The organism is Chryseobacterium amylolyticum, assembly GCF_051011775.1.
Lineage (GTDB): Bacteria > Bacteroidota > Bacteroidia > Flavobacteriales > Weeksellaceae > Chryseobacterium.
In genome coordinates this window covers 245,677-270,976 of sequence record NZ_JBPCHX010000006.1, presented here as the reverse complement: position 1 = coordinate 270,976, position 25,300 = coordinate 245,677, and the positions used below count along the sequence as shown (strand labels likewise).

23 protein-coding genes and 1 pseudogene are annotated in these 25,300 nt (G+C 37.1%); 12 read left to right on the top strand and 12 right to left on the bottom strand.

Annotation, left to right across the window (positions count from 1 at the left end):
• Nucleotides 1–349 precede the first annotated feature (349 nt).
• Nucleotides 350–1,069, top strand: a complete 720-nt coding sequence (locus ACR1PO_RS17720; protein WP_433987624.1) for a porin family protein — start codon at nucleotides 350–352, stop codon at nucleotides 1,067–1,069.
• A gap of 104 nt (nucleotides 1,070–1,173) precedes the next feature.
• On the opposite strand, the gene ACR1PO_RS17715 is transcribed toward ACR1PO_RS17720, so the two are convergent.
• The 7 genes and pseudogenes from ACR1PO_RS17715 to ACR1PO_RS17685 all read right to left on the bottom strand — a co-directional run bounded on the left by ACR1PO_RS17715 (nucleotide 1,174) and on the right by ACR1PO_RS17685 (nucleotide 8,507).
• On the bottom strand, nucleotides 1,174–2,121 hold the full coding sequence (locus ACR1PO_RS17715) for a glycerophosphodiester phosphodiesterase family protein (protein ID WP_433987623.1): 948 nt from the start codon (nucleotides 2,119–2,121) through the stop codon (nucleotides 1,174–1,176).
• A 137-nt stretch (nucleotides 2,122–2,258) separates the two neighbouring features.
• Nucleotides 2,259–3,758, bottom strand: coding sequence for an amidophosphoribosyltransferase (purF, locus tag ACR1PO_RS17710; protein WP_433987622.1), 1,500 nt, complete (start codon nucleotides 3,756–3,758; stop codon nucleotides 2,259–2,261).
• A 66-nt stretch (nucleotides 3,759–3,824) separates the two neighbouring features.
• Nucleotides 3,825–4,093, bottom strand: a pseudogene (locus ACR1PO_RS17705) (four helix bundle protein).
• Between the two features lie 124 nt (nucleotides 4,094–4,217).
• The gene (gene purC / locus ACR1PO_RS17700) at nucleotides 4,218–4,940 is read right to left on the bottom strand and encodes a phosphoribosylaminoimidazolesuccinocarboxamide synthase (RefSeq protein WP_233333021.1); all 723 of its coding nucleotides are present in this window, start codon (nucleotides 4,938–4,940) and stop codon (nucleotides 4,218–4,220) included.
• Between the two features lie 36 nt (nucleotides 4,941–4,976).
• The gene (locus tag ACR1PO_RS17695) at nucleotides 4,977–5,672 is read right to left on the bottom strand and encodes a DUF3307 domain-containing protein (protein WP_433987621.1); all 696 of its coding nucleotides are present in this window, start codon (nucleotides 5,670–5,672) and stop codon (nucleotides 4,977–4,979) included.
• 2 nt (nucleotides 5,673–5,674) lie between these two features.
• Entirely contained in the window at nucleotides 5,675–6,280 is a 606-nt protein-coding gene (locus ACR1PO_RS17690; protein ID WP_110008839.1) for a SatD family protein, read from the bottom strand.
• Nucleotides 6,281–6,596: 316 nt separating this feature from the next.
• Entirely contained in the window at nucleotides 6,597–8,507 is a 1,911-nt protein-coding gene (locus ACR1PO_RS17685) for an endonuclease (protein WP_433987620.1), read from the bottom strand.
• 190 nt (nucleotides 8,508–8,697) lie between these two features.
• Between ACR1PO_RS17685 and ACR1PO_RS17680 the strand changes: the two genes are divergently transcribed.
• The 10 genes from ACR1PO_RS17680 to ACR1PO_RS17635 all read left to right on the top strand — a co-directional run bounded on the left by ACR1PO_RS17680 (nucleotide 8,698) and on the right by ACR1PO_RS17635 (nucleotide 18,066).
• Nucleotides 8,698–9,837 carry an acyl-CoA dehydrogenase family protein gene (locus ACR1PO_RS17680; RefSeq protein ID WP_433987619.1) on the top strand — a complete coding sequence of 380 codons (1,140 nt, stop codon included), beginning with the start codon at nucleotides 8,698–8,700 and terminating at the stop codon, nucleotides 9,835–9,837.
• An 18-nt stretch (nucleotides 9,838–9,855) separates the two neighbouring features.
• Entirely contained in the window at nucleotides 9,856–10,353 is a 498-nt protein-coding gene (locus ACR1PO_RS17675; protein ID WP_433987618.1) for a DinB family protein, read from the top strand.
• Nucleotides 10,354–10,725: 372 nt separating this feature from the next.
• Nucleotides 10,726–13,656, top strand: coding sequence for a reprolysin-like metallopeptidase (locus ACR1PO_RS17670; protein ID WP_433987617.1), 2,931 nt, complete (start codon nucleotides 10,726–10,728; stop codon nucleotides 13,654–13,656).
• A gap of 433 nt (nucleotides 13,657–14,089) precedes the next feature.
• Nucleotides 14,090–14,803 (top strand): hypothetical protein, encoded by a 714-nt coding sequence (locus ACR1PO_RS17665; RefSeq protein ID WP_433987616.1) that lies wholly within the window; start codon nucleotides 14,090–14,092, stop codon nucleotides 14,801–14,803.
• Nucleotides 14,804–14,813: 10 nt separating this feature from the next.
• The gene (locus ACR1PO_RS17660) at nucleotides 14,814–15,224 is read left to right on the top strand and encodes a hypothetical protein (RefSeq protein WP_332386876.1); all 411 of its coding nucleotides are present in this window, start codon (nucleotides 14,814–14,816) and stop codon (nucleotides 15,222–15,224) included.
• A 105-nt stretch (nucleotides 15,225–15,329) separates the two neighbouring features.
• Complete coding sequence (locus ACR1PO_RS17655) at nucleotides 15,330–16,067, top strand: energy transducer TonB (protein ID WP_433987615.1); 738 nt, start codon at nucleotides 15,330–15,332, stop codon at nucleotides 16,065–16,067.
• 97 nt (nucleotides 16,068–16,164) lie between these two features.
• On the top strand, nucleotides 16,165–16,632 hold the full coding sequence (locus tag ACR1PO_RS17650; RefSeq protein WP_034694493.1) for a pyrophosphohydrolase domain-containing protein: 468 nt from the start codon (nucleotides 16,165–16,167) through the stop codon (nucleotides 16,630–16,632).
• Nucleotides 16,633–16,635: 3 nt separating this feature from the next.
• Entirely contained in the window at nucleotides 16,636–17,199 is a 564-nt protein-coding gene (locus ACR1PO_RS17645; RefSeq protein WP_433987614.1) for a TlpA family protein disulfide reductase, read from the top strand.
• Between the two features lie 3 nt (nucleotides 17,200–17,202).
• Nucleotides 17,203–17,808 carry a DUF4230 domain-containing protein gene (locus ACR1PO_RS17640; RefSeq protein WP_233333014.1) on the top strand — a complete coding sequence of 202 codons (606 nt, stop codon included), beginning with the start codon at nucleotides 17,203–17,205 and terminating at the stop codon, nucleotides 17,806–17,808.
• A gap of 66 nt (nucleotides 17,809–17,874) precedes the next feature.
• Nucleotides 17,875–18,066: a hypothetical protein gene (locus ACR1PO_RS17635; protein ID WP_232720363.1), complete on the top strand. Its 192-nt coding sequence runs from the start codon at nucleotides 17,875–17,877 to the stop codon at nucleotides 18,064–18,066.
• 81 nt (nucleotides 18,067–18,147) lie between these two features.
• Here ACR1PO_RS17635 and leuB read toward each other — a convergent pair whose 3' ends face one another.
• Genes leuB through ACR1PO_RS17615 form a run of 4 tightly spaced genes read right to left on the bottom strand, consistent with a single transcriptional unit; the run spans nucleotide 18,148 to nucleotide 22,459 of the window.
• Nucleotides 18,148–19,272 (bottom strand): 3-isopropylmalate dehydrogenase, encoded by a 1,125-nt coding sequence (gene leuB / locus ACR1PO_RS17630; protein ID WP_433987613.1) that lies wholly within the window; start codon nucleotides 19,270–19,272, stop codon nucleotides 18,148–18,150.
• Nucleotides 19,253–19,861: a 3-isopropylmalate dehydratase small subunit gene (gene leuD, locus ACR1PO_RS17625; protein ID WP_332386882.1), complete on the bottom strand. Its 609-nt coding sequence runs from the start codon at nucleotides 19,859–19,861 to the stop codon at nucleotides 19,253–19,255. Before leuD ends, leuB begins: the two co-directional genes overlap by 20 nt.
• Nucleotides 19,862–19,876: 15 nt before the next feature.
• Complete coding sequence (leuC, locus tag ACR1PO_RS17620) at nucleotides 19,877–21,265, bottom strand: 3-isopropylmalate dehydratase large subunit (RefSeq protein WP_332386883.1); 1,389 nt, start codon at nucleotides 21,263–21,265, stop codon at nucleotides 19,877–19,879.
• Between the two features lie 30 nt (nucleotides 21,266–21,295).
• Nucleotides 21,296–22,459 (bottom strand): 2-isopropylmalate synthase, encoded by a 1,164-nt coding sequence (locus ACR1PO_RS17615; RefSeq protein WP_433987612.1) that lies wholly within the window; start codon nucleotides 22,457–22,459, stop codon nucleotides 21,296–21,298.
• Nucleotides 22,460–22,607: 148 nt separating this feature from the next.
• Between ACR1PO_RS17615 and ACR1PO_RS17610 the strand changes: the two genes are divergently transcribed.
• Nucleotides 22,608–24,152 carry a hypothetical protein gene (locus ACR1PO_RS17610; RefSeq protein WP_433987611.1) on the top strand — a complete coding sequence of 515 codons (1,545 nt, stop codon included), beginning with the start codon at nucleotides 22,608–22,610 and terminating at the stop codon, nucleotides 24,150–24,152.
• Between the two features lie 162 nt (nucleotides 24,153–24,314).
• Here ACR1PO_RS17610 and ACR1PO_RS17605 read toward each other — a convergent pair whose 3' ends face one another.
• Nucleotides 24,315–25,289, bottom strand: a complete 975-nt coding sequence (locus ACR1PO_RS17605; protein ID WP_433987610.1) for a dipeptidase — start codon at nucleotides 25,287–25,289, stop codon at nucleotides 24,315–24,317.
• Nucleotides 25,290–25,300: the final 11 nt, after the last annotated feature.

Genomic DNA, 25,300 nt, shown 5'->3' with positions numbered 1-25,300 from the left:
TTTTTCAAAAAATGAATACCGGGCACACAGTCCGGTATTTTTATTTCAGTTCTTAAAATCAATCCAAATATTTCTAAATTTTTGAAAGGAGGCTTTCATTTTTTTTGAATTTTCATTATTTCAATGATCAGCAATAAAGTATTTTTAATATTAAACTCTTTTCATACATAACGGGTTTGGCAGCATATTTATTCAATGAAAAGGGATAAATGTTCAGGAAAAGTCTTTAGAAAAACCGCTTGAAAACCCTTATAAACAGGCGTTTTTAAACTTTGGCAAGCAATTTGCAAAATAATTCGGGTCTGATTGAATGATCGACACACAAATAGTAAAATTAAAAAATAAAATTATGAAGAAGTTATTTTTAGGATTAGCATTAACTGCTGGTGTATTGGCTTTTGCTCAGGAAACAGAAACAAAGACAGAGACAAAAACAGTAACTGCATCACCTCTAAAAAAAGATGTTCAACCGGTTAGATTCGGGATCAAGGCAGGGGGAAATTCATCTTATTTCAGCCAGCAGAAATTCGGGATCAACTCTCAGCAATTAGGTTTCCACGCAGGTGCATTCGTTAATATTCCAATTTCAAAACAATTCAGCTTCCAGCCAGAGGTATTATACAATCAAATGGGAGCAAAAGATGTGATCTCATCTACAGAAACTGACAATGGAATTACGAATGTGAAGACAAAAGTTGAGGACAGAGTAAAAATGAATTACATTTCAGTTCCGTTAATGGTTCAAATGAGACCTGTAGATAATTTTTATATTGAAGCAGGACCTGAATTCAGTTATTTCATCAACGGAAAAAACAAAGGTGAATCAACTGTAGCGAGCACTACCGGAGGTGTTACAACCACTACTACAAGCTCTCATTCTACAGATATCGACAAAGATCAGATCAACAGATTCAATTTCGGATTAGGTCTTGGTTTAGGCTATGATATCACGCCGAACATCGGTATCAATGCAAGATATGTAAACAGTCTGACAAAAATCGATAAGAGCAGACCGGCAGCTGAGAATAACAACAGAGTATTTCAGTTAGGCCTGAACTATAAATTTTAATTAAAGAACCAATTTTTTAACCCTAAGTGCATTAACCAGCACGCATAAAATCGCCGGAAGAATTTCTTCCGGCGATTTATTATTTATAAGTAAAAAGCTGATGTTTATTCAAATATTCTCGGATCGTCACTGATAACGCCATCTATTCCCATATCTTTTAATTCTTTTAATCTTTCTTTGGTGTTTACGGTCCACGGGATTACTTTCATACCCAATGAATGACATTCTTTTATCAATTGCGGTGTTACAAGAGTATGTTCAGGGCTGTAAACTGCAGGAGTGAAGCTCAGGAATTTCATATCTTCGGCTACACCATTCAGGTGATCAGGATACATCTTAAATTTTTTCAGAGGAATATGTTTAAAATAAGCCTGCTGCTGTGCCAGTTTTTTATCATCTACCCTTTCTACAAGCAAAGCAGTCATGATGTCAGGATATTCTTTATGAATTATTTCCAGCGTTCTGGGATCAAAAGACTGAATGATCACTCTATCCTGTATCTTTTTTTCAACAATAATCTTCATCATCAGATCAACAAATTCTTTAGGCTCCGGATGAAATATATTGTCGGAGAAAGGACGCGTTTTGGTTTCTATATTATAATACGGTAACGGTCTTTTCAATTCACGGGCATACGCTTCACAGGCATCTATTACGTCTGAAAAAAGAGGTTTCTGAGCCTTCATTTTCTTTTGATCAGGATATCTGTCAAGCTTTTTTAAGCCTACATCAAAGGTTTTGATCTTCGCATAAGGCATTTCATAAATTTTATAATAAAAACCTGAATCTTTGGGAATATAAGTTCCATCCGGTTTTGTAACCAGTTCCGGCGAAAGGAAAGCATCGTGGGAAAGAATAACCTTTTTGTCTTTCGTGATGGCGAGATCCATTTCCAGTGTCGTTATATTCATCTGTAAGGCGTTTTTCATGGCCGGAATTGTATTTTCCGGATAAAGGGATTTTCCTCCGCGGTGAGCCTGCTTATCAAAAGATTGTGAAGAGTAAAATTGAGCCGCCAGCAGAAAAATACCGGTAAAAAGTATATTTTTCATATCCTGAAGTTTTAATCTGACAAAATTAAAACTCCGCTGTATATTCTATGATACGGGAATATTAAGCTTTTGCTACATTTATAAAGCAAAAGAACCAGGCTGATACCCGGTTCTTTTTATTATTTCATTAAAAGAGATTAATTGAATAAATCTGTTTCTTCTCCTTTTCCTACAGGATATTCTTCTGTAAAACATCCGAAGCAGTGATTAGCAGAACCTAAAATTTCTTTCAGGTTGTCTATGCTCAAAAACTCTAAAGAATCTACTCCCAAATAATTTTTAAGTTCTTCTGTAGTCATATTGGCAGAGATCAGATCATCTTTGGATGGAGTATCAATTCCAAGGTAACAAGGAGCAATAATTGGCGGAGAAACACTTCTGAAATGAATCTCTTTCACTCCTGCATCTTTCAGGATTTTAACCAGCCTTTTTGATGTTGTCCCACGAACGATTGAGTCATCAATGATCACAACTCTCTTATCTTTCATCTCAGAGATAATCGGGTTCAGTTTAAGGTTCACTACCCTTTCTCTCATTTCCTGTGTAGGAACGATGAAACTTCTTCCGATATATCTGTTTTTGATCAGAACCGGACGGAAAGGGATTCCGGAAGCTTTTGAGAAGCCAATGGCAGCAGGAACTCCGGAATCCGGAACTCCAATTACTAAATCAGCTTCTACAGGAGCCTGTTCCCAGATTTTTTCACCGGATTTTTCTCTGATCTCATAAACATTGATGTTTTCAAGTGTAGAGTCAGGTCTGGCAAAATAAATATATTCAAAAGAACAGATTCTCTGCTTTCCTTTCGTCTCATCCATCATATAAGAATGAAGTTTTCCAGGTTCGTTTTCATTGGTATAAATGATCTCACCAGGAAGGATATCACGTACATACTGCGCTCCTACAGCATCTAATGCAACAGATTCCGAAGCTACAACATACGATTTCTCATCAATGGCTCCCAATACCAGCGGACGGATGCCATTGAAGTCTCTGAATGCAAAGAATTTATTTCTCGTCATTCCAACTACGGAATAAGCACCTTCAATCTTTTCCATTGTAGCTTTAATAGCTCCACGAAGACCTAAATCGAGATTTTTCTGGATCAGTCTCAGGATCACTTCAGAATCGGAAGTCGCTCTGAAAACAACCCCTTCGGCTTCCAGTTCTGCTTTTAATTCTTTTGCATTCGTAAGGTTTCCATTGTGTGCTATAGAAAGTATAATCTGGTCATATTCGTTTTTTGCGAAAAATGGCTGGAAATTATATTTCTTTTTATCTCCTGCAGTGGTATAACGGGTATGCCCGATTGCAGAATTTCCCATAAAAGTTTCAGGTTCGTGAATGTCTTTATAAACATCCAGAACAAGTCCTTCGTCTTTCATATTTGTGATTCTTCCATCTTTTAAAACGGAGATACCACAAGCTTCCTGACCTCTGTGCTGCAAAGCAAAAAGTCCGAACTGTGAAAGAGAGAATGTATCCAGATCATTATCCGAATACAATCCGAAGATCCCACACTCTTCATTAGGAGCATCCAGTCTTTCCTCTTCCTGAGTTCTGAAAAGATTTCTTCCGTAAGTCTGGGTTTCAAACTGTTTTAAATATTCACTTTTATGAATGTCTAAACTTTTCATTTCTATTTTTTCTAATGATTAGAAGTTAGATATTAGATGTTAGAAATTAGTCTAAGTTAACTTCAATTATAATTTTAAACTTGCTTTTAATGAATAAAGCATTTTCTGAATTTCAGCTAAAAGTTCTTTTATTGGAGCAATTTTACTTTCAGAAACAAAATTCAAATCAATCAATAACTGAAGTTGAGTTTGTAATTCATAAGTAGAACCAAACGCAATTCCGAGAAACTGATAGAACTCATTTTATTATTTCTTCCGGCTCCTTCAGCCATATTAGAAGGTATTGAAACAGCACATCTTTTGTTTTGAGATTGCAGCCCGAATTTTTCTTCCATTGGTAATCAGCTGAGATCAAATAAATCTCTTTAACTAAAACCATTGATGTATTCTAAACTTTCAAATCTTCTATCCGATGTGATTTCATATTAATTTCTAATATCTAACTTCTAATTTCTGAAATTATTTTGCAAGTAAATTCTTAAGACGGTTATAGATTTCCACATAAGCCTCAGTAACTTCTCCTAAGTCTCTTCTGAATCTGTCTTTGTCTAATTTCTTCATGGTATCTTTATCCCAAAGTCTGCAGGTATCAGGAGAGATCTCGTCTGCTAAGATGATTTCACCGTCTGAAGTTTTTCCTAATTCGATTTTGAAATCCACCAGAATGATATTGATTTTGTCAAACAGTTCGATAAGAATGTCATTGATATCTGAAGACAGCTCATACATTTCGTCAAGCTCTTCATAAGTAGCTGCTCCTAAGAAAACGGCATGGTGATCATTGATAAGCGGATCTCCCAGCTCATCTTTTTTATAGCAGATATCGAAGATGGTTACCGGAGATTTAATTCCTTCTTCCACTCCTAATCTTTGTGCCATGCTTCCAGCCGAATAGTTTCTTACAACCATTTCCAAAGGAATGATAGATACTTTTCTTACCAGCTGCTCTCTTTCGTCTAGTTTTTTGATGAAATGAGTTTTAATCCCTTTTTCATTTAAATATTCAAAAATAAGGGTGGTGATCGCATTGTTCATTTCCCCTTTAAGGTCTACCTGACCTCTTTTTTGAGCGTTAAATGCTGTAGCATCGTCTTTGAAACGTACTACTACTTCATCAGGATTATCGGTTGCAAATACCTGTTTTGCTTTCCCCTCGTACAACATTTCTTTCTTTTGACTCATAATTTTACTTTCTAAATTGTAGTTAGATTTATTGATTTATTTTATTATTATTCCTGTTAAGACAGCCAGTCCGAAACTCAGCAGTGTACCAATTAATACATATTCTGTTAGTTTTCTCTGTTTTGCCTGCGCAAGGTCGCTGAACCTGAAGACAGATTTGGCAGCCACCATGAAACCTACGCCTTCCCAGTGATTCACCATGATAAAAGTGAAGACCATAAGACGTTCTAAAATTCCGATATATTTTCCGGCACTTGATAAAGATTCGGTTTGAATAGTGTTGGGGCCATCCGGAGCGGGTGTCCATGATGACAATAGGATTTTGATAAAAACAGAAGCAGGAGTTGTAAGAAACAACGCCGCCATGATTATCTTTAAAAATTCCTGATTCTGTAAAAACCCGAAGCCGAATTCCTGAAAATAAAAAGAAACTCCTGCAATCACTAAAATGTGCAGCAGCTGGTCAATGAAAAACCATCTTTTCTTAGTCTTTACATTTTGAAATGTAAGCTTGGCTGCATCAATAATAAAGTGAGTGATTCCTACCAGAACGGCTACCCACCAAAGCTGAAGGTCCCAAAGAAAAATAAGGCTTAAAGCGGTGTGTATCAGAACGTGAAGGTATAAAAACTTACTTTTCAGTTTATAGTTCTCCTTATCTGCAACCCATGAATTTGGCTGAAGTGTAAAATCTCCGAGTAGATGTGCCAATATGAGTTTGATGAAGATCATGCTTATAGTTCCGAGATTTTCTTTCTGAAATACTGATTGGTTTCCACGATGAGCTCATAGTTGGCTCGCTTCAGCCTCTGGCTTACCGAAGACTGTGAAATGGCAAATCTCTTGGCAAGATCTTCCTGGGTGATATCCTGATTCATGATCATTTCATGAATAATCTCTGCCGTTGCCATCGTCCAGTTGTCAAAATCCTTGGACGACCATTTCAACAGAATATTAAGATCTCTGTCTACCGGATCACTGGATGTTTTGATAGCAACGGTATGTCCGTCACTTTTAAGGTCATTCAGCAGTCTGCCGGAATTCACATAAGCAGTACCATTAGATTCCGTAATTTTCTCAGAAGAGAAACTTTCTTCACCAATACCTATGGCCATCCTTACATCTAAATTTTCAACACTTTTAATAAGAGATTTTATGGCTAGAAAACGCCAGAAAACGTCATCAATCCTGCACTTGAACTGAAACTCATCTCCCCTGTAGATTTCCCATGTGTGAGGAGCGCTTCCCCATTTTTCGAGAAGATGTTTAAGCCTGGTAATCCAAACTTCAGTGTCCGCATGCTGTGAATTTATAATATCACCGGTAATGACCGCTATCATACTGCAAATATAAGCATAATTACTTATATATAAAAAATATAAGCAGAAACCCTTATAGATATTGATTATTAGTGAATCTGCTTATATCGATAATGTGGTAAACATAAGGTTTTTAAGAATTTATATTAAACTAAAAAAATCAGTAAAAGCAAAAACAAGTAAAATCTTTACAGTTACATTTTATTTTAACTCTACTTTTTCAGGTTTTTTTTACAGGGAGCTTATTCCTGTTATCACTCCTGCTTTAAGAAAATAACCCTAATAGGTTTTAAGAACCTGTTAGGGTTGACATGATCGTATTTAAATCTGATTTTATTTATTTTTTAATAAACTGATGTGCCTTTTCATCAAGCTTTAAGAAGTAAATTCCAGTTGGAATATCTTGTACAGAAATATCTTTCTTATATCTGAAAGGATCTTTTTCAGTATAAATCACTTTTCCGGAAAGATCTATGATCTGGGCTGTTTTCACTTTGTCAGTCTCTCCGTTCACATAAAGATGATCATCAACCGGGTTCGGATAAATGGTAAATTCATTATGATCAGCAATCAGTTCTGTGGCAGACAATGTGCCCAGGTTCTGACAGTAATTGGATGGATAAGAATCCCACTCACTGATAGTAAATGTACTGTTAGGCTGATTGATCGTACTCTTTCTGTATAAAGATACATTACCATTGTTATTGATGGTATATTTTACCCCGATAGCATCTACAGTAACCGTTTTATTATAAGCAAGCTCTACATAATTCTCCCCAGCAAACATCATAGGATCAGAAGCTGTTACAAATCTTGCCTCAGCATTCGTATAGCATGATAACGTTGATTTAGGGTTCAGAATAACAAAAGTTTCATTGTTACCTACTTTCCCTTCCAGCTCATAGGTATCTCCATTATAGATAGCATTTGTAGTGTTATTTTTAAACTGGATATTGATTCTGTAGTTATTCAGATTAACCTCATGTCCGGTTTTATTAACAATTTCCAACGCATTATTCCTGATGAATTCCGTATTTGTTCCGGATATATACTTGGTGATCATAAGATCCGGAGCATAGGTATCAGAAGCAATGGTTGAAGCTGTAACAGTATTGCTGAAAGGTGATTCCAGATATCCTTTATCAAAAGCTTTCACCGTAAAAGTATAATTTGTTGAAGGGTTCAGATGATCTATGCTGACAGAAGTTCCTTTTGTAACCGCAACAGGTGTTGCTGAGCCATTCATATACACTCGATATCCTAAAACATCCGTATCAGGAGAAGCGGTCCAGCTCAGGTTGACAAAATAAGCATTCTGCTGTGTGGAAACCAGTGATCCCGGTGCTGCAGGGGCAATATTGTCAGGACTTTCTGACCAGATCATATCAATCCATTCTGGATGGTCAATAAAAGGATTTCTGTTTTTTTGTATGGTGTAAATGGTATTATTCCGGTCGATTTCTCTTTGTGAAACCGGATCTGAGGCACTCCACTGTTTCAGCATTGCAATATAGGCCAGATCAACAGCCCTTTCTTCAGTTCCATCCAACGGACATTGGTCTGTAGCAGGTGTGATGTTCGCTGATGTACTGTAAGCCGTATTGAATGAACCCAGTTTCCCTTCATATCTCACGGCAAAATACAGAAGCGTCCTCGCAATATCACCTTTAAACTCATTAACAGGCTCGTAAACTCTTCCGGTATAAGGATAATTGGGGATGGCAGCATTGGCTATCCGGGATCCGTTGGTAAAATTATAGAAATTAGTATTACCTCCTACTCCATAAGGATAATTGTTTCTCAGCTGATTGATCCTTGCATCAGCAGGAATAATAAAATTAAGGTCCGAATACATCGGATAATCACTAATGGCTGAGCTGGTACTGAATGTACTTTGTGGCATCATATGTTCCCTGTTGTACCCCATGCCTTCCGTGCTGCCATTACCAATGAGCTGATTTATCTTATACTCATAAGCATCCGGCCCGGCCGGTATTTCCGAATAAATATCCAGCAGATATTCAGTATTGGAGGCATCATGATCATAATATTTATCAAGATCTGTCTGCTCATACAGTCCCGGAAGGTCATTGTAGTGCCAGTTGATCATTTTTTCCGAAATAATAGCATGAAGTTTAGATTTCAATGCATACCCGGTCAATCCGGCAGTACCATTATAATATCCTGGGGGAGCCTGCGCAGAAATATATGAGGAAATTAAGATAACAGGAAGTAGAATTTTTTTCATGCCTTAAAATTGGGAAACCAAAATAGTAAAATAAAAAATGTAAAAAACTGAATATTTATTAAGAAACTATTAATTCTCAAAATTATAAAAAATTGAAAATTAAACGCATTGCCGATAAACATTATGAATAAAATAATTTTTTTTTAGCATTCCATCAATTTGGTTATCTTTGGGAACTAACTATTATTATATGAATACAGAGACTATTGACAACATCAAAATGATAGCGGAGACGGCTAGAGAATTTGCAGAAAAGAATATCAGACCGAACATTATGGAATGGGATGAAAGCCAGACATTTCCAAAAGACTTATTCCACCAGTTAGGTGAGATGGGCTTTATGGGAATCGTAGTTCCTGAACAATATGGGGGTTCCGGATTGGGTTATCATGAATATGTTGCTATTCTGGACGAAATTTCTCAGGTTGATCCCTCTATTGGTCTTTCTGTAGCAGCACACAATTCACTTTGCACCAATCATATCTATGAATTTGGAAATGAAGAACAGAGACACAAATGGCTTCCTCAGCTGGCTTCAGGAAAAGTAATCGGAGCCTGGGGACTTACTGAGCACAACACAGGTTCAGATTCAGGAGGAATGTCTACTACCGCTATAAAAGATGGTGATGAGTGGATCATCAACGGAGCTAAAAACTTCATTACACACGCTATTTCAGGAGATATTGCCGTAGTAATGACAAGAACAGGAGAAAAAGGAGCTAAAAATAATTCTACAGCCTTTGTTTTAGAAAAAGGTATGCCCGGATTTACTTCAGGAAAAAAAGAAAATAAACTGGGAATGCGTGCTTCCGAAACAGCAGAACTCATCTTTGACAACGTACGTGTACCGGATTCTCACCGTTTAGGAGAAGTAGGTGAAGGTTTCAAACAGGCTATGAAAGTTCTGGACGGAGGTAGAATTTCTATTGCCGCATTAAGCTTAGGTACCGCAAGAGGAGCTTACAAAGCTGCTTTGAAGTACGCAAAAGAGAGACATCAGTTTGGAAAACCAATTGCAGACTTTCAGGCTATCAACTTCATGCTGGCAGATATGGCTACGGAAATTGATGCTGCCGAACTTCTTATCCAAAGAGCTTCTACGCTTAAGAATGCAAAACAAAAAATGACAAAAGAAGGCGCTATGGCGAAACTATACGCTTCTGAAGCCTGCGTAAGAATCTCTAATAATGCTGTTCAGATCTTCGGAGGATATGGATATACAAAAGATTTCCCTGCTGAGAAATTCTACAGAGACTCTAAACTTTGTACCATTGGTGAAGGTACTTCTGAAATCCAGAGACTGGTAATCGGAAGAGATATTACAAAATAATTTCAAATCTCAATACAAATGATTAAACAGGCACTCTTAGGTGAATTTCTGCATGAAGCCGAAAACACCAGAAAAATTTTACAGGCAATCCCGGACAGCGCACTGGACTGGAAACCTTCTGAAAAAAACTGGACAACCGGTCAGCTTGCCTCCCACATTGCTGAAGTATACAATTGGTATGAACCTACTTTTAATCAGGATGTTTTTGATATGGGTACATACAAGTATGACAAAGGAGACATTTCCAAAGCGGAAAATATCCTTGCCAGATTTGAGGAAAATGTTGCCAATGCCCAGAAAGCTCTGGAAAACTCTGATGAAAACACGTATTTCAACGAGTGGAAAATGGAAATGGATGGAAATGTATTGTTTCCTCCTATGCCAAAGGTTCAGGTGATAAGAGGTTTTCTTTATAATCATTTGTACCATCACAGAGGTGAGCTGGTGGTTTATTTAAGATCAACCGGAAATAAAGTCCCCGGACTTTACGGACCTACTGCTGATGATAAAATGTAAGTAAGAATTGAATAAATATACTAAGCTGTTTCAAAAATGAAACAGCTTTTTTTGTAAGCAGAATATAGAATATACAGCAACATTTTCGACCATTTAATTTACTAATACCATTTACATTGCATTAAATAATTAACAAATTATATTGTCTCATTTTAGTAAAATAGTAAATAAAATGATAATATTTTATTTATTTAACAAATTAAATTCATTTCAGCATTCTTACTTTTCTTTTATTAATAAGCTTTTTCAATTATATCCAATGTCTCGCATAATATTTTATGTTAAAAGTCTAAAATTTCCTTAAAAAATTCTGTTTTCGATAATATATTTTTTATTAGATTTGGTATTCCACAATCAAATTTAGTATTTAATATGAAAAAACAATTAACGCTGATTGGAATGCTCCTTATTTCGGGTATTTCTTTCGCACAGACTGACCGTCTTTGGACTGAAGGTTCCAGAAAAGCTTCATCAGAGATCTTTGAAAACAAAAACAGCATCAGCAATCCTAAGGTTTACAACCTGGACATCAACGGATTGAAAAATGCTCTGGCAAAAGCTCCCAAAAGATTGGCTGCAGGCGAAAAATCAGAACTCATTATCTCTTTTCCGAATTCTGAAGGCAGAATGGAAAATTTTAAAGTGAGGGAGAATTCCAATTTTGCCCCTGAGTTGGCAGCAAAATATCCGGATATCAAATCCTATGTAGGCCAAGGTCTGGATGATCCTAATTCCACAGTCTACTTCAGTGTTTCTCCACTCGGGCTGTCATCAATGGAAATTTACGGCGATAAATCTGCTGTATTCATTGAACCGTACACAAAAGACCTTTCTTCCTATGTTGTGTACAGAAAATCTGACAAAAAAGACGATCTTAACAAATTTGAATGTACCGTAGTAGAAGCTGCACAGAAAGGCGTTTCAAATTCTTCACTTGCAGCAAGACCAAATGCTGATGATGCCAAACTGAGAACATTCAGACTTGCATTGTCTTGTACAGGGGAATACACCACGTACTTTGGGGGTACCAAAGCACAGGCTCTGGCCGCAATGAACAATACGATGACCCGTGTAAACGGTGTTTTTGAAAAAGATTTTGCAGCAAGAATGGTTCTTATCTCCAACAATGATTCTGTAATTTACACCAATGCTTCTACTGACCCTTATTCTGCAGCTTCAGGAATGAGCAACTGGAATTCTCAGTTACAAAGTACTCTTACATCCGTAATTGGTGAAGCGAACTATGATATCGGACACCTGTTCGGTGCTTCAGGGGGCGGTGGAAACGCAGGATGTATCGGCTGTATCTGTACAAACGGATCCAAAGGAAGCGGATACACCTCTCCGGCTGATGCCATTCCTTCAGGAGACAATTTTGACATCGATTATGTAGCTCACGAGATGGGGCATCAGTTTGGTGGTAATCACACTTTCTCTATGAATAACGAAGGAACAGGTGCCAATATGGAACCAGGTTCAGGATCAACCATCATGGGATATGCAGGAATTACAAGCCAGGATATCCAGCCGCATTCCGATGCATTCTTCCATGCAATAAGCATTCAACAGATTACCAATAACATTAAAGCTAAAACCTGTTCTGTCAATACCAATACAGGAAACTCAATTCCTACTGCCAACGCAGGTTTAGACTATACTATTCCAAAAGGAACTCCATTCGTACTGACAGGTACCGGAACGGATGCCGACGGAGATTCTTTAACGTACATCTGGGAACAAATGGACAATGCCTCTTCTTCTCAGACAGGTGCTAGCTCAGCAGCAAGCGCAACAAAAGCTTCAGGGCCTAACTTCAGATCATGGACTCCAACAACTGTACCTGTAAGATATTTCCCAAGAATGGCTTCTGTTCTGACAGGCGCAACCACTACAGCAGGTTCTGAAATCACCGTAGAAGCGCTTTCTTCTGTTGCCAGAACATTAAATTTCAGATTTACCGTTCGTGACAACAAAGCAGGAGGTTCAGGAAATAATTCTGACGATGCTGTTATCACGGTAAACGGAACTGCCGGTCCATTTAATATCACTTCCCAGAATTCAGCAACAACATATGCCGGAGGAAGTTCTCAGACCGTAACATGGAATGTTGCAGGAACTACAGCAAATGGTGTAAATGCAGCTAACGTAGACATCCTGTGGTCAACAGACAATGGAAATACGTGGACGACGCTGTTGGCAGGAACTCCGAATGACGGCTCACAGGCTGTAACGATTCCTAATGTCAATACAACTACTGGAAGAATTATGGTAAAAGGATCAAACCACATTTTCTTTGATGTCAACAATGCCAATATTTCTGTAAATGCAGGTTCCGGAACTCCTGATACCGTTGCTCCTACAGCGCCTACCCTTGCCGCTTCGGGAACAACTTCTACTACAACCAATCTTTCATGGTCCGGCGCTACAGATAATGTAGGAGTTACAGGCTATGATGTATATCAGGGGACTTCATTAATCGGCTCAACGGCTTCTACAACGTATACTGTAACAGGACTTACTCCTGCAACTACTTACTCTTTCTCTGTGAAAGCAAAAGACGCAGCAGGAAATGCTTCTGTTTCCAGCAATACAGTAAGCGTTACCACTCTTTCAGGCGGAACTGTTACTTACTGTTCTTCTTCAGCATCCAATACTGCTGATGAAAGAATCGGAAATGTAACATTCGGATCTATTAATAATACTTCTACAGGAACTGCAGGTTATGAAAACTTCACTTCAGTTTCCACAAATGTTACAAGAGGAAATGCCTATACAATTTCCATCACTCCGGTTTGGACATCTACAAAATACAGCGAAGCATATGCTGTTTATATTGATTACAACGGTGACGGAGATTTTACAGACAGTGGAGAATTAGCATGGACAAAAGCGGGCTCTACAACCAGTCCGGTAACAGGCTCTATTACGATTCCATCTACAGCAACTGTAGGATCTACAAGAATGAGAGTAATGATGAAATACAGCTCTATCCCTACTTCATCTTGTGAAGCATTCACCTATGGCCAGGTTGAGGATTACACGCTTAACATTGTATCTTCCGGAAAAGGAGATATTCAGAATACCAAAGATCTGATCACAGATGTGAAGCTCTATCCAAACCCTGTGAGAGATATCCTTTATATTTCCAATACGACTTCAGAAGATTATAAGATCTTCGATATGGGTGGAAAACTAATTGACTCAGGAAAACTTCAAAGAGGCTCTGTGAACGTAAGCAATCTTATCAAAGGTGCTTATATGATTCAAATTGGAGAATCTTCTAAGAGATTTATTAAAAATTAATAACTTTAAAATTAAACGATGTGAAAAACTGCTCCGTAAAGGGGCAGTTTTATTTTTAATATAAAATATCATATCAAAAACATTTATGACTGCTATTAATCCTGCATAATTATTTTATTTAAATAAAAATCACCAGTATTTGAGTTTTTTGATTTAAATTTACCAAATAATAATATTTTTTATTGTACCGTTTACCCAGTTTGTATTTAAGGGAGCTCCTAAAACGCTTTTAACACCTGATACCGTTGCTTCTTTTGACTCTGTTTTGGGATAATTTAGTACTTGAACAATTCCGGTTCATAAATCCAATTATATTGACTGCAAAGTATTACTGCTATTCACCTTAGCATTTCCAAAGGCTTATGTAAAGAAATAATGTTTCAAAAAGGCAGCCCTTTAATACCTAATCGTTTAAAATAATTTAATTTTTTATATGAAACATTTATTTAAGTACTTTTTTATCTTAACGATCACCACCTTCTCCATCGCCTGCAGTTCTGACAGAGATGACGAGCCAGAAACCAATTCTGATGTCACCATTGTATTCTATAAAAACGCTGATGAACTGGCGGTAACTTACGATCCGAATAACACTGTAAGCCAGTCTGTCAGAAATCAGGCCTACGATCTTTACAAACAGGGCAAATGGAACGAGCTGGAAGCACTTTTCAAGGCAAACAATTTAAATGGAGGATGGCCTCCTGCCAACGGTGGCTACAACATCGTTGATGATGTTCCTTTGCAGGTTGGACAGAAATTTGACAGATACAGCGGAGCCGTGGGCAATTATACCGGCAATGGAGTTCCTACTTTAGGGGGAAGCTTTACAAGCCCGATCATCAACGGTTATACTTATACTTTCACACAAAGAGCTTTAAATCAGCCTGAAAACAAATATGATTTTTATTACGAAATTGATGTTTTGAATAATTCAATGCAGTTTAAAACCCAGACCGCAGATATTATTCCATGGTTTGGCCAGGCCGGAAAAGGAAAGCAAACCATGTGGAAAATTCCGATTGATATCAATACCGGCTATCAGAAAACCTGGAATAAACTGGCTGAAGAAGGCTATATAAAAGTAACCATTAAGAAAAGCCCCAGCGGAAAATATAATAACTTAGCAGGCACAGTTATTCAGCCATAAATCAGCCCAAATGTATTCAATATCAGAAAAAATAAGCATTACCGGAAAAACTTCTGTTGAAAAAAGCTCTTTCATCAATGATGAGGCTCTCCCTTCAGCAATAACCACTTTCAGCTGCTGTGATTGCGGGAACAAAAACACGATTGCAATAGCTCCCTACGAATCAGGATATCCCATCTTTCAGCTTTATAATGAAAATAAAGTATTATCCAAAGATGAATTATTAAAACAGGGAATTGTCAACGAAACCTCTCAAAGAGTGCTTCATTTCGGAGAACTGACAGTCAATGATCTGCCAACATTATACTTTGGTACGGACTGTACTTCATGTCATTCAAAATACATCTGTGTATTCAGCTATGGAGAAAAACAACCGGGTCTGGAAATATTAACGATTTCCGGTATCTGGAAATACGAATAACTGAAATCATTTCCATTAATATTATAAAGGTCTACAACTTTAAAGTTGTAGACTTTTTCTTAACTTAGCAGACAAACTAATTTCAACCATGAAGCACGTCTACAAATGAGAAAAATAGCCCTATTTCTTTTTGCACTATACTTTGGATCAGTATTTTCACAAAAAACACTGTCTAAATATCCTGAAGGTCAGTTCCCTTATAAAGAAGGTCCTGTCCAAATGTCTGCAGACATGCAGAACTATTTTCTGAAAAGCGGTGCAAAACCTTGTGATAAAAACCAGATGTATTTTGTAACCTTAAAAATTGATAACACCGGTAAACCTTCTTTGGTAAAGAAAAAGAGTGATGATGCTATTATAGAAAAAAATAAATGTGCATTCGATCTCGCTATAAAGTCTATAGGAAGCCTGAAAAACTGGCATCCTGCGGAAGAAAACGGAGAAAAAGCCATTGCTTATTTTGATTTTCCTTTTTTTCCACAAGACTTTTTTGAAAATTATAAACCCGATTACGACCTTTCAAAACTATACCAATATCCTGACCTGCCTGGTGGATCGCATGAGTTGAGAAAACAAATCCATAAAAAACTGGAAGGATATTTAGATCCTACATCATATAGTGCGAACGGAAAATTTATTATTTCTTTCACCATAGATACGGACGGCAGTATTTCTACCGTAGATATCGAACCTAAAATAGATAATAGCGAACCGTTTTTTGAGGATATAAAATTTATTTTGAAAAAAATCAAAGTAAAATGGAATCCCGGAAAAATTAAAGGACAACCTATAAAATCAAAATTCAGAATGCCATTTAATTTTAAATCAAGAGATTTAGATTAAGATTCTCAAAAAGCAGTTCTTTTGTGCTTTGCATTTTATCCCTGTATATTTCACATTTTACAAATCCTTTTCTATCTTTGTGGGAAATAAAAAATTCATGGATAAAATTGATAGTCTGAACCAAGTAGCAGAATTCCATACTACTTTCAAAGCCCCTATTTTAGATACCCCACAAATTCCTTCTCCGGAAAGATGCAATCTCAGAGTAGAACTTTTACAGGAAGAACTTAATGAGTTAAAACAGGCGATTGCCGATAATAATATTGTAGAAATTGCAGATGCACTTTGTGATTTACAGTATGTTTTAAGTGGTGCGGTGCTGGAATTCGGACTTGGCAACAAATTTGTAGAGCTATTCAACGAAGTTCAGCGTTCCAATATGTCGAAAGCATGTGATAATGAAGAGCAGGCAAAAGAAACAGTTGAATTTTACAAGGAAAAAGAAGTAGAATCTTTCTATGAAAAGTCCGGAGAAAAATTTAATGTTTACAGACAGGCAGATCATAAAGTATTAAAAAACAAATACTACTCTCCTGCTGATTTAAAATCAATTATCGAAAAATAAAATATGAAAAAATTTATTACCAATATTGTTGCCGTTTCAAGCTTATTTTTAGCTGCACAACAGCTTAGCGCTCAAAAAGTAGTGGTAAACCGCGAGGTTGACACTCAGAATGACGGCAAAATGCTTTTGGGAAACCAACTGAAAGAGCAGTTTTTAAAAGCGCCTTATGCAGATTGGTACGTAAAAGAACATGATGAATATGTCCTTGACCAAAAAGCAGTCAGTGAATTAAAAAAAGAGAAAATCGGGTCTTATGACATCCTTGTTTTCATGGGAACATGGTGTGAAGACAGCCACAGAGATTTTCCGAGACTGATGAAAATATTGGAAGCCGTAAATTATCCGGAAAACAAACTGACTATCATTGCAGTAAACCGCAAAAAAGAATCTCCTACCGGGGATGAAAGCCTTTACAATCTTCAGAAAGTTCCTACCATTATCCTGAAAAGATATGGAAAAGAAGTGGGAAGAATTGTAGAAATGCCTACCAGCGGATATATTGAAAGAGATTTAGCTGAAATTCTTAAAAAGAATGATTCATCTGTTATCAAAGAAATTTTTAAATAGATTTTGAGAAATTATAGAACCATATTATCCTTTGCAGCCGGTGCCGGCGCTATGGTACTTCTGTTCTTTGGTCTGAAGTCCTGCCTGAATCTTGGAAATAAAACGGAACAGTCGGATTATTATATCCTGACCAATCAGATTTCCAAGATGAATAAAATGGTGGTATTGGAACAGAATACTTCCAGCATGCAGAAAACCAAGATGGGTTATGAAGTTTTTGGAAAAGAAATCTCCAGCAACAGTATTATAACCTATACCAAAACTAATGCACAGGTTTCCTATGATCTTAATAAAATGAAGATTGAAGTAGATTCCATCAATAAAAAGCTGGTGATTACTGAGCTTCCTGATGCTGAGATCCGAATTACGCCAAGTGTTGAGATTCAATCTCTGGATGATTCTTTCATTAACAGAATTTCAGAAAAGGATATTAAAAACGTTACAGCAAAAGCTAAGGAAACAGCAGAAAAATCAATTGACCAGAATCAGCTGAGAAATGAAGGCCGCAAACAATTGATGGAAAACCTGAATAATATTTTTGTTTTGGCAAAAGCCCTGAATTATACCATAGAGGACAAAACCGGTAAAATTGGTATTTTGGGACTTTAAATTTTCCCCTTTGGCAAACCCTTTGAATATTAATTTACATGTTCTTGGAACTTAAAACGTAAAGTCATGGATACAAAAGGAAACACCAAAAAGAAAGAATCTGCCAATACAGCAGAGACCAAAAAGCAAAATCAGGATTTTCAGAATATTCCTGCTGCATCGAAAAAGACCAATCCGCCTGATATTGACAAAGAAGATATACAGAAATCATCAAAGAACAAATCAGGAAAAACGGATAATACAAAAGACAAAAAGTAATAAGACTTTTTATAATTGAAAAGTTCCGTCTCATGTGAGGCGGAACTTTTCGTTCTAACTATCTAACTGAACTTTTGTTTTCTATACAATGGTGGATTTCCCGATCTTTACATTTTCAAAATTATAATATGATGTTTCGGAATATCTGATATGGTCTGCAATAAAGCTTCCCACTTCACTTGTGGAATAATATTGTTTCGTATTAAGATCAACGGTAACATATTTATTTTCAATAGCATGTTCTACAGACTGTCTCAATTTATCAGCTGCAGCCTGTAAATTAAGATGATCCAGCATCATAGCCACACTTAAAATAGAAGCAACAGGATTTGCAATACCTTTTCCTTTAGCCTGAGGATAAGACCCATGGATAGGCTCAAACAGAGCATTCTTCTCTCCTACTGAAGCAGACGGTAACAACCCGATAGAACCACCGATCACACTTGCTTCGTCTGAAATAATATCGCCAAACATATTTTCCGTTAAAATAACATCAAAATGCTTAGGATTAAGAATCAGCTGCATGGCGGCATTGTCTACAAACATATAATCAAGCTGTACATCAGGATATTCAGGGGCAATTTCCTGGCAGGTTTTTCTCCACAACCTCGAAGTATCAAGAACATTTGCTTTATCAATAAGCGTAAGCTTCTTCTTTCTTTTCCGGGCTTCCTGAAATGCCATATGTGCAATCGGAATAATATCTTCACGGCTGTATTTGCAAACGTCATAAGCATATGCTCCATCCGGGTCAGTAAATTTTTCACCAAAATAAATTCCGCTTACCAGCTCTCTGAAAATCTGGATATCAGCACCTTCAATAATTTCCCTTTTCAGCGGACTCTTATCGATCAGTGACGGATATGTCTTCAATGGACGGATATTGGCAAACAGTCCCAGCTCTTTACGAAGTTTTAACAATCCCTGTTCAGGCCTTACTTTTGCTTCCGGATTATTATCAAACACCGGATCGCCGATAGCTCCGAAAAGTACAGCATCTGATTCTTTACATATCTTTAATGTCTCTTCAGGCAGAGGATTTCCTGTCTTAAAAATAGCTTCTGCTCCGATTAATCCGTAGTCAAAATGAAATTTACATTGAAAAACTTCAGCAATAGTATCTAATATTTTAATGCTTTCACTGATAATTTCCGGGCCGATCCCGTCTCCTGGAAGAACCGCGATTTTAAAATAATTGTCGCTCATTTGTTTTTTGTGTTTTTAGTTCAAATTCTGTAATGGCCTGTTTTCTGCTGATTAAGAAATCAATATCATCATAACCGTTCAGCAGGCATATTTTTTTATAAGAGTCCAATTCAAAGGTTTCTGTGGTATCCTTGAAACTGACAGACTGTAATTCTACGTCAATAGCAATTTCCTGATCAGGATTTTCATTGATTCCTTCTAAAATTTCTTTTAAAAACCCTTCGGAAACCTTTACAGGAAGAAGTCCGTTATTCAAAGCATTTCCTTTGAATATATCAGCAAAATAACTTGAAATGATGACTTTAAAGCCATAATCTGTTAACGCCCAGGCCGCATGCTCCCTGCTGCTTCCGCAGCCGAAATTGTTTCCGGCGACAAGAATTTCACCACTGAACCTAGGATTGTTTAAAACAAAATCAGGATTCGGTTCTCCTGTATGAATATTAAACCTCCAGTCTCTGAACAGATTCTCTCCGAAACCTTTCCGGTCTATACTTTTAAGAAATCTTGCAGGAATAATCTGATCTGTATCTATATTTTCTGCCGGTAACGGAACCGCAGTGGATTTTATAATAACTAATTTTTGCATGTACTTTTAAGGGGTTTAGTTTAAACTTTCAAAAGCTGAAATTTTACCTTCTATGGCTGCTTTTGCTGCAGTGAGCGGACTGGCAAGAATAGTTCTTGCCCCCTGACCCTGCCTGCCTTCAAAGTTTCTGTTGGAAGTGGAAACACAATATTCTCCTTCCGGAATCTTGTCATCATTCATTGCCAGACATGCAGAGCATCCCGGCTGACGGATCTGAAAACCTGCATCATTAAAGATTTTATCCAGTCCTTCCTCATAAATCTGTTTCACCACCTGCTGAGATCCGGGAACGATCAATGCTTTTACCGCTTCCGCTTTGCTTTTTCCTTTGATGTACTGAGCTGCAGAACGGAAATCTTCTATCCTTGCATTGGTACAGCTTCCTATAAAAACATAATTAACCCTGATACTGTTAACTGCTTGTCCGGCTTCCAGTCCCATATATTGTAATGCCTTCTCTTCAGATTCATTCTGCGGCGCAGGAATAAGTTCACGGATTGAAATACCCATTCCCGGATTGGTACCGTAAGTAATCATCGGATAAATATCTGATGCATCAAAACTTAGTTCTTTATCAAATACAGCACCTTCATCGGTTTTCAATGTCTTCCAGTACTCTACTTTTTCTTCCCATTCTTCTCCTTCCGGTGCGAATTTTCTTCCTTTTACGTATTCAAAAGTGGTATCATCCGGAGCAATCATTCCTCCTCTGGCCCCCATTTCAATACTCATATTGCACACGGTCATTCTTCCTTCCATCGACATTTCTTCAAATACATTCCCTGCATATTCACAGAAATATCCCGTTCCTCCGTCTGTTCCTATTTTTGAAATGATATAAAGAATCACATCTTTAGGCTGAACATTTTCGTTCAATTTGCCATTGACTGTAATTCTCATTGATTTCGGTTTATTCAGCAATAAACATTGGCTGGCAAATACCTGAGCGACCTGGCTTGTTCCTATTCCAAAAGCGATAGTTCCAAATGCTCCGTGGGTAGAGGTATGACTGTCACCGCAAACAATACTCATTCCTGGCTGGGTAATTCCCAGTTCCGGAGCGATAATATGTACGATTCCTTGATACTGATGCCCTAATCCGAAAAGTTCGATATTATTTTTCTTACAGTTTTCCGTAAGCTGTTCTACCTGATTTCTTGAAAGTTCATCTCTGATAGGCTGCTCCTGATGCAAAGTGGGTACATTATGATCCGCGGTGGCAACAATCTGTTCCGGTCTGAATATTTCCAGGTTTCTGGATTCCAGTTCTGCAAAAGCCTGAGGACTGGTTACCTCATGAATCAGGTGTTTGTCTATATAAATGATCTGAGGTCCGTCAGGAATGGTTTCTACCACGTGAGCGTCCCAAACTTTATCAAAAAGTGTCTTTTTACTGTTGTTCATTGTTTACTTTATCTTGATTTTAAATCAAACCTATCCTATTTTTCTGGCGAAAGAATGCATCATCATGTTGAGATCCTCATTATCTATTTCTTTTTTAAGGTCAGCGATCTTCAGAAATTCCTGGTACAGGTAATCAAGTTCATTCTTGGTAACTTCATACCCGATATGTTTAAAACGATACGCCAAAGCCGAGCGCCCGCTTCTGGCCGTAAGGATAATGGAAGAGGCGTTCACTCCTACTTCTGCAGGATCAATGATTTCATAGGTTTCCCTGTTTTTGATCACTCCATCCTGATGAATTCCCGAGCTGTGGGCAAAAGCATTGGCTCCTACAATAGCTTTGTTGGGCTGCACTGCCATTCCCATCAGATCGGATACCATGGCACTCATCTCATTCAGCATTCTGGAATTTACATTGGTATACAGATTCAGGTCTTTATGCTGTTTTAAAATCATTACAACTTCTTCCAATGCTGTATTGCCAGCTCTTTCTCCCAGCCCGTTGATGGTACATTCAATCTGGCGTGCTCCGTTAATTGCCCCGGCAATAGAATTGGCAGTAGCCAATCCGAGATCGTTATGACAATGGCACGACAATACTGCTTTTTCAATACCCTTTACATTTTCTCTCAGATATTTTATTTTCTGACCGTATTCTTCCGGCAGACAGTATCCTGTTGTATCGGGAATGTTCAGTACTGTAGCTCCGGCTTTAATAACGGCTTCACAAACCCTTGCAAGATATTCATTATCTGTTCTTCCTGCATCTTCAGCATAGAATTCTACATCTTCCACATATGTTTTGGCATACCTTACTGCTTCTGCCGCTCTTTCAATAATATCTTCCCTTGTTGAGTTGAATTTGTATTTAATATGAGAATCCGAAGTTCCGATACCGGTATGAATTCTTGGTCTTTTTGCAAATTTCAAAGCTTCCGCTGCCGTATCAATATCTTTTTTATTGGCTCTTGTTAATCCGCATACCTTAGCATTTCTTACCAGTTTTGAAATTTCTGAAACCGATTCAAAATCTCCCGGACTGGAAATCGGAAACCCTGCTTCAATGATATCAATTCCCAGCTCATCAAGCTTTTCAGCAATAATCAGTTTCTGTTCCGTATTCAGTTTACATCCCGGAACCTGCTCCCCGTCTCTCAGTGTCGTATCAAAAATTTCAATTTTTTCGGAATTCATAAATGAAGTTTTTTACTTAATTTTGATTCAAAACTACAGCTTGCAATATTTTTTCATTTTCACATTTTTTGAAAATTACAATATTCAACAGTTGAAAAAACAATCTTATTTATCTATTAATCAGTAATTTAATTTATAAAAATTTACAATGGCAGAATTGCAGAAAGATTTTTTGTTTGTATTGGTAAAGTCATTGACTACTTCTGAAAAGCGACAGTTTAAGCTGTATGTAAACCGTCTCGGAATTAATGTTGATGCTAAATTTCTTCTGCTCTTTTCTGAGATGGATAAAATGAAGGAATATGATGAAACGGTGATTATTGAGAAAAAAATTTCTACCAAACAACAGCTTTCCAACCTTAAAGCGCATCTTTATAAACAGATTCTGGTAAGCCTTCGTATGAACCCGAGTCATCAGAATTATAGAATTCAGCTTCGGGAACAGCTGGATTTTGCCAATATTCTGTACCAGAAAGGTCTTTATAAGCAGGCTTTAAAAATATTAGATAAGACTAAACAGACTGCGCTGGAGCTGGACGAAAAAAGTATTGCTTCCGAAATTATTGACCTTGAGAAAGTAATTGAATCACAATTCATTACACGAAGTATCGAAGGCCGCGCTGAAGAGCTTATCAAACAGTCTCAGGAGATCAGTAAACAAAACCGCTACACCACAAAACTTTCCAACCTTTCGTTGAAGTTATACAGTGAAATGCTTACCCATGGTTATGTAAAAAATGATACAGACCGGCAGGAAGTCATGGATATTTTCAATGCTGAAATTAAAAATATCAATCCCGAAAAACTGAATTTCACTGAAAAATTATGGTATTATAAAGCTCATGTGTGGAAGAACCAGCTTTTGCAGGATTATAAATACACTCTGAAATATGCTTATCAGTGGGTAGATCTCTTTCATAAGAAGCCCGAAATGATTTACAGTCATCCGGTTTGGTATATCAAAGGAAATACTTATCTGCTCAAGATCCTTTTCCTGTATGGAAATATTGATATTCTGGAGGAGCATTTTGAGAATTTTAATAAAATGGTACATGCGGAGAATTTTGTTCAGAATGAAAATCTTCAGTCCCTTATTTTCCTTACCCAATACAATACATTGATGAATATTCATTTTGTAAAAGGAGAATTTTTTACCGGCACAAAACTTATTCCTGAAGTGGAATTGAAAATGGAAAAGCTGAGAGAGAGAATTGATGAGCATCATTTTATGATTCTTTACCTTAAAATGGCTGCCATGTTTTTCGGCAGTAAAATGTTTGAGAAATCAATTGAGTATTCAATGAGGGTAATAGAATCCAAAGGTAATGTACAGGAGGATCTCCTGTTCCATACAAGAATTCTGATCTTAATGGCGAAATATGAATCGGGTAAAGATGAAGATTATGATGAATTTATTGCTTCTACACTGAAGTTTGCCAGAAAAATGAAAAAACCGGAAGAATTCCATTTTGAAAGCATTCAGTTTTTTAAGATTCTTAATAATCAGCTGCCGGATCAGAGACAGAAAGCCTTTGAAAATTTTGATAAAAAGCTGGAAGAATTCTCAAAAAATGAATATTACAGACGTTCATTATTCTATATTGACATTCATGGATGGATCAAGTCTAAAGTCCAGCATGTGGATGTTATTGAAATTATCAAGCAGAAAGTAAGGTATAAAAGAAAACATTAACCAGCACAAAATAAACACCTGTTTTTAAGCATATTAAAATACATTATTTAATGTAAAATAAAACAGTAAAAAATCCCGCAGATTTAGCTTATGATCACAGATGAATATAAATCTGTTTTAATTTCCAAATCTGCAGGATAATAAAATTATCTTAACGGTATCCTACTTATACATATTTTCTATAAAATTCAGAGCATTTCTGTGGCTGATTTTTTCTGCCAGTTCAGATGAAAATCGTTTTTCAATTTCTTTATTGATTGCAGGGTATCCCGAAGCATTGGAATGTTCAGGAAAGAAAAAAGGATGACGGGATGTCTCAGGATGATCCTTCCAATAGAAATAGTCTGCTCCATAGGCGATACTGTTTTCTCCGCCAAGATCTAACCCATATCGGATATGCTCGTAAACTCTATCCGGGTTTTCCGCATCTACATAATCTTTGATAAAATTCAGACCAATCAGCCCTTTCCTTTTAATTACTTCCTTTACAAGTTCATCAGGAAGATTTCTGTTGTTCTGATAAACAGACCTGTAGTTGGAATGACTTGCCAGAACCGGAATTGAATAGTTTCTCTGATCAATATAAGTGAAAATATCGTAGGCCAGCTGATCACTTGTATGAGCCAGATCAATAGCAATATTGCGGTCAGCAATATAATCAATCAGGACTTTTCCATCATCCTTTAAGCCGGCGGTGGCATTATTTCCCCCTCCAAAACGGTTTTCAAGGTGATGCGTTATTCCAATGTAAAAGACTTTTTCTACATTCTCAATCATCGTTTCCAGATTTTTGAATCCGGAGTCAAGACTTTGATTTTCATCACAGAAAGCGGATGCATTTTCAATGGAAGCAGTAATTCCTATCCGGTTTTCATTGCCAGCCTCTTTGTAATTGTCCTTATTAAATAGAAAAAAGTTCTCATTTTTAGTAAGACTTGAAAATAACCGGCTTTGTTCCAATCCATAATTGGTACTGTTTGCTCCTGTTCCTGCATACATGGCCATCACCTGAACTTTTACATTTCCTTCCTGCAGATAAGGAAGAGAACAGCCCAGCTCTTTATCATCCAGAGTGGTACCTGATCTTAGCAGATAATAAAGTAAATCGCAGTGAAGGTCAATATTCATTGTGCTCATATTAAATTATA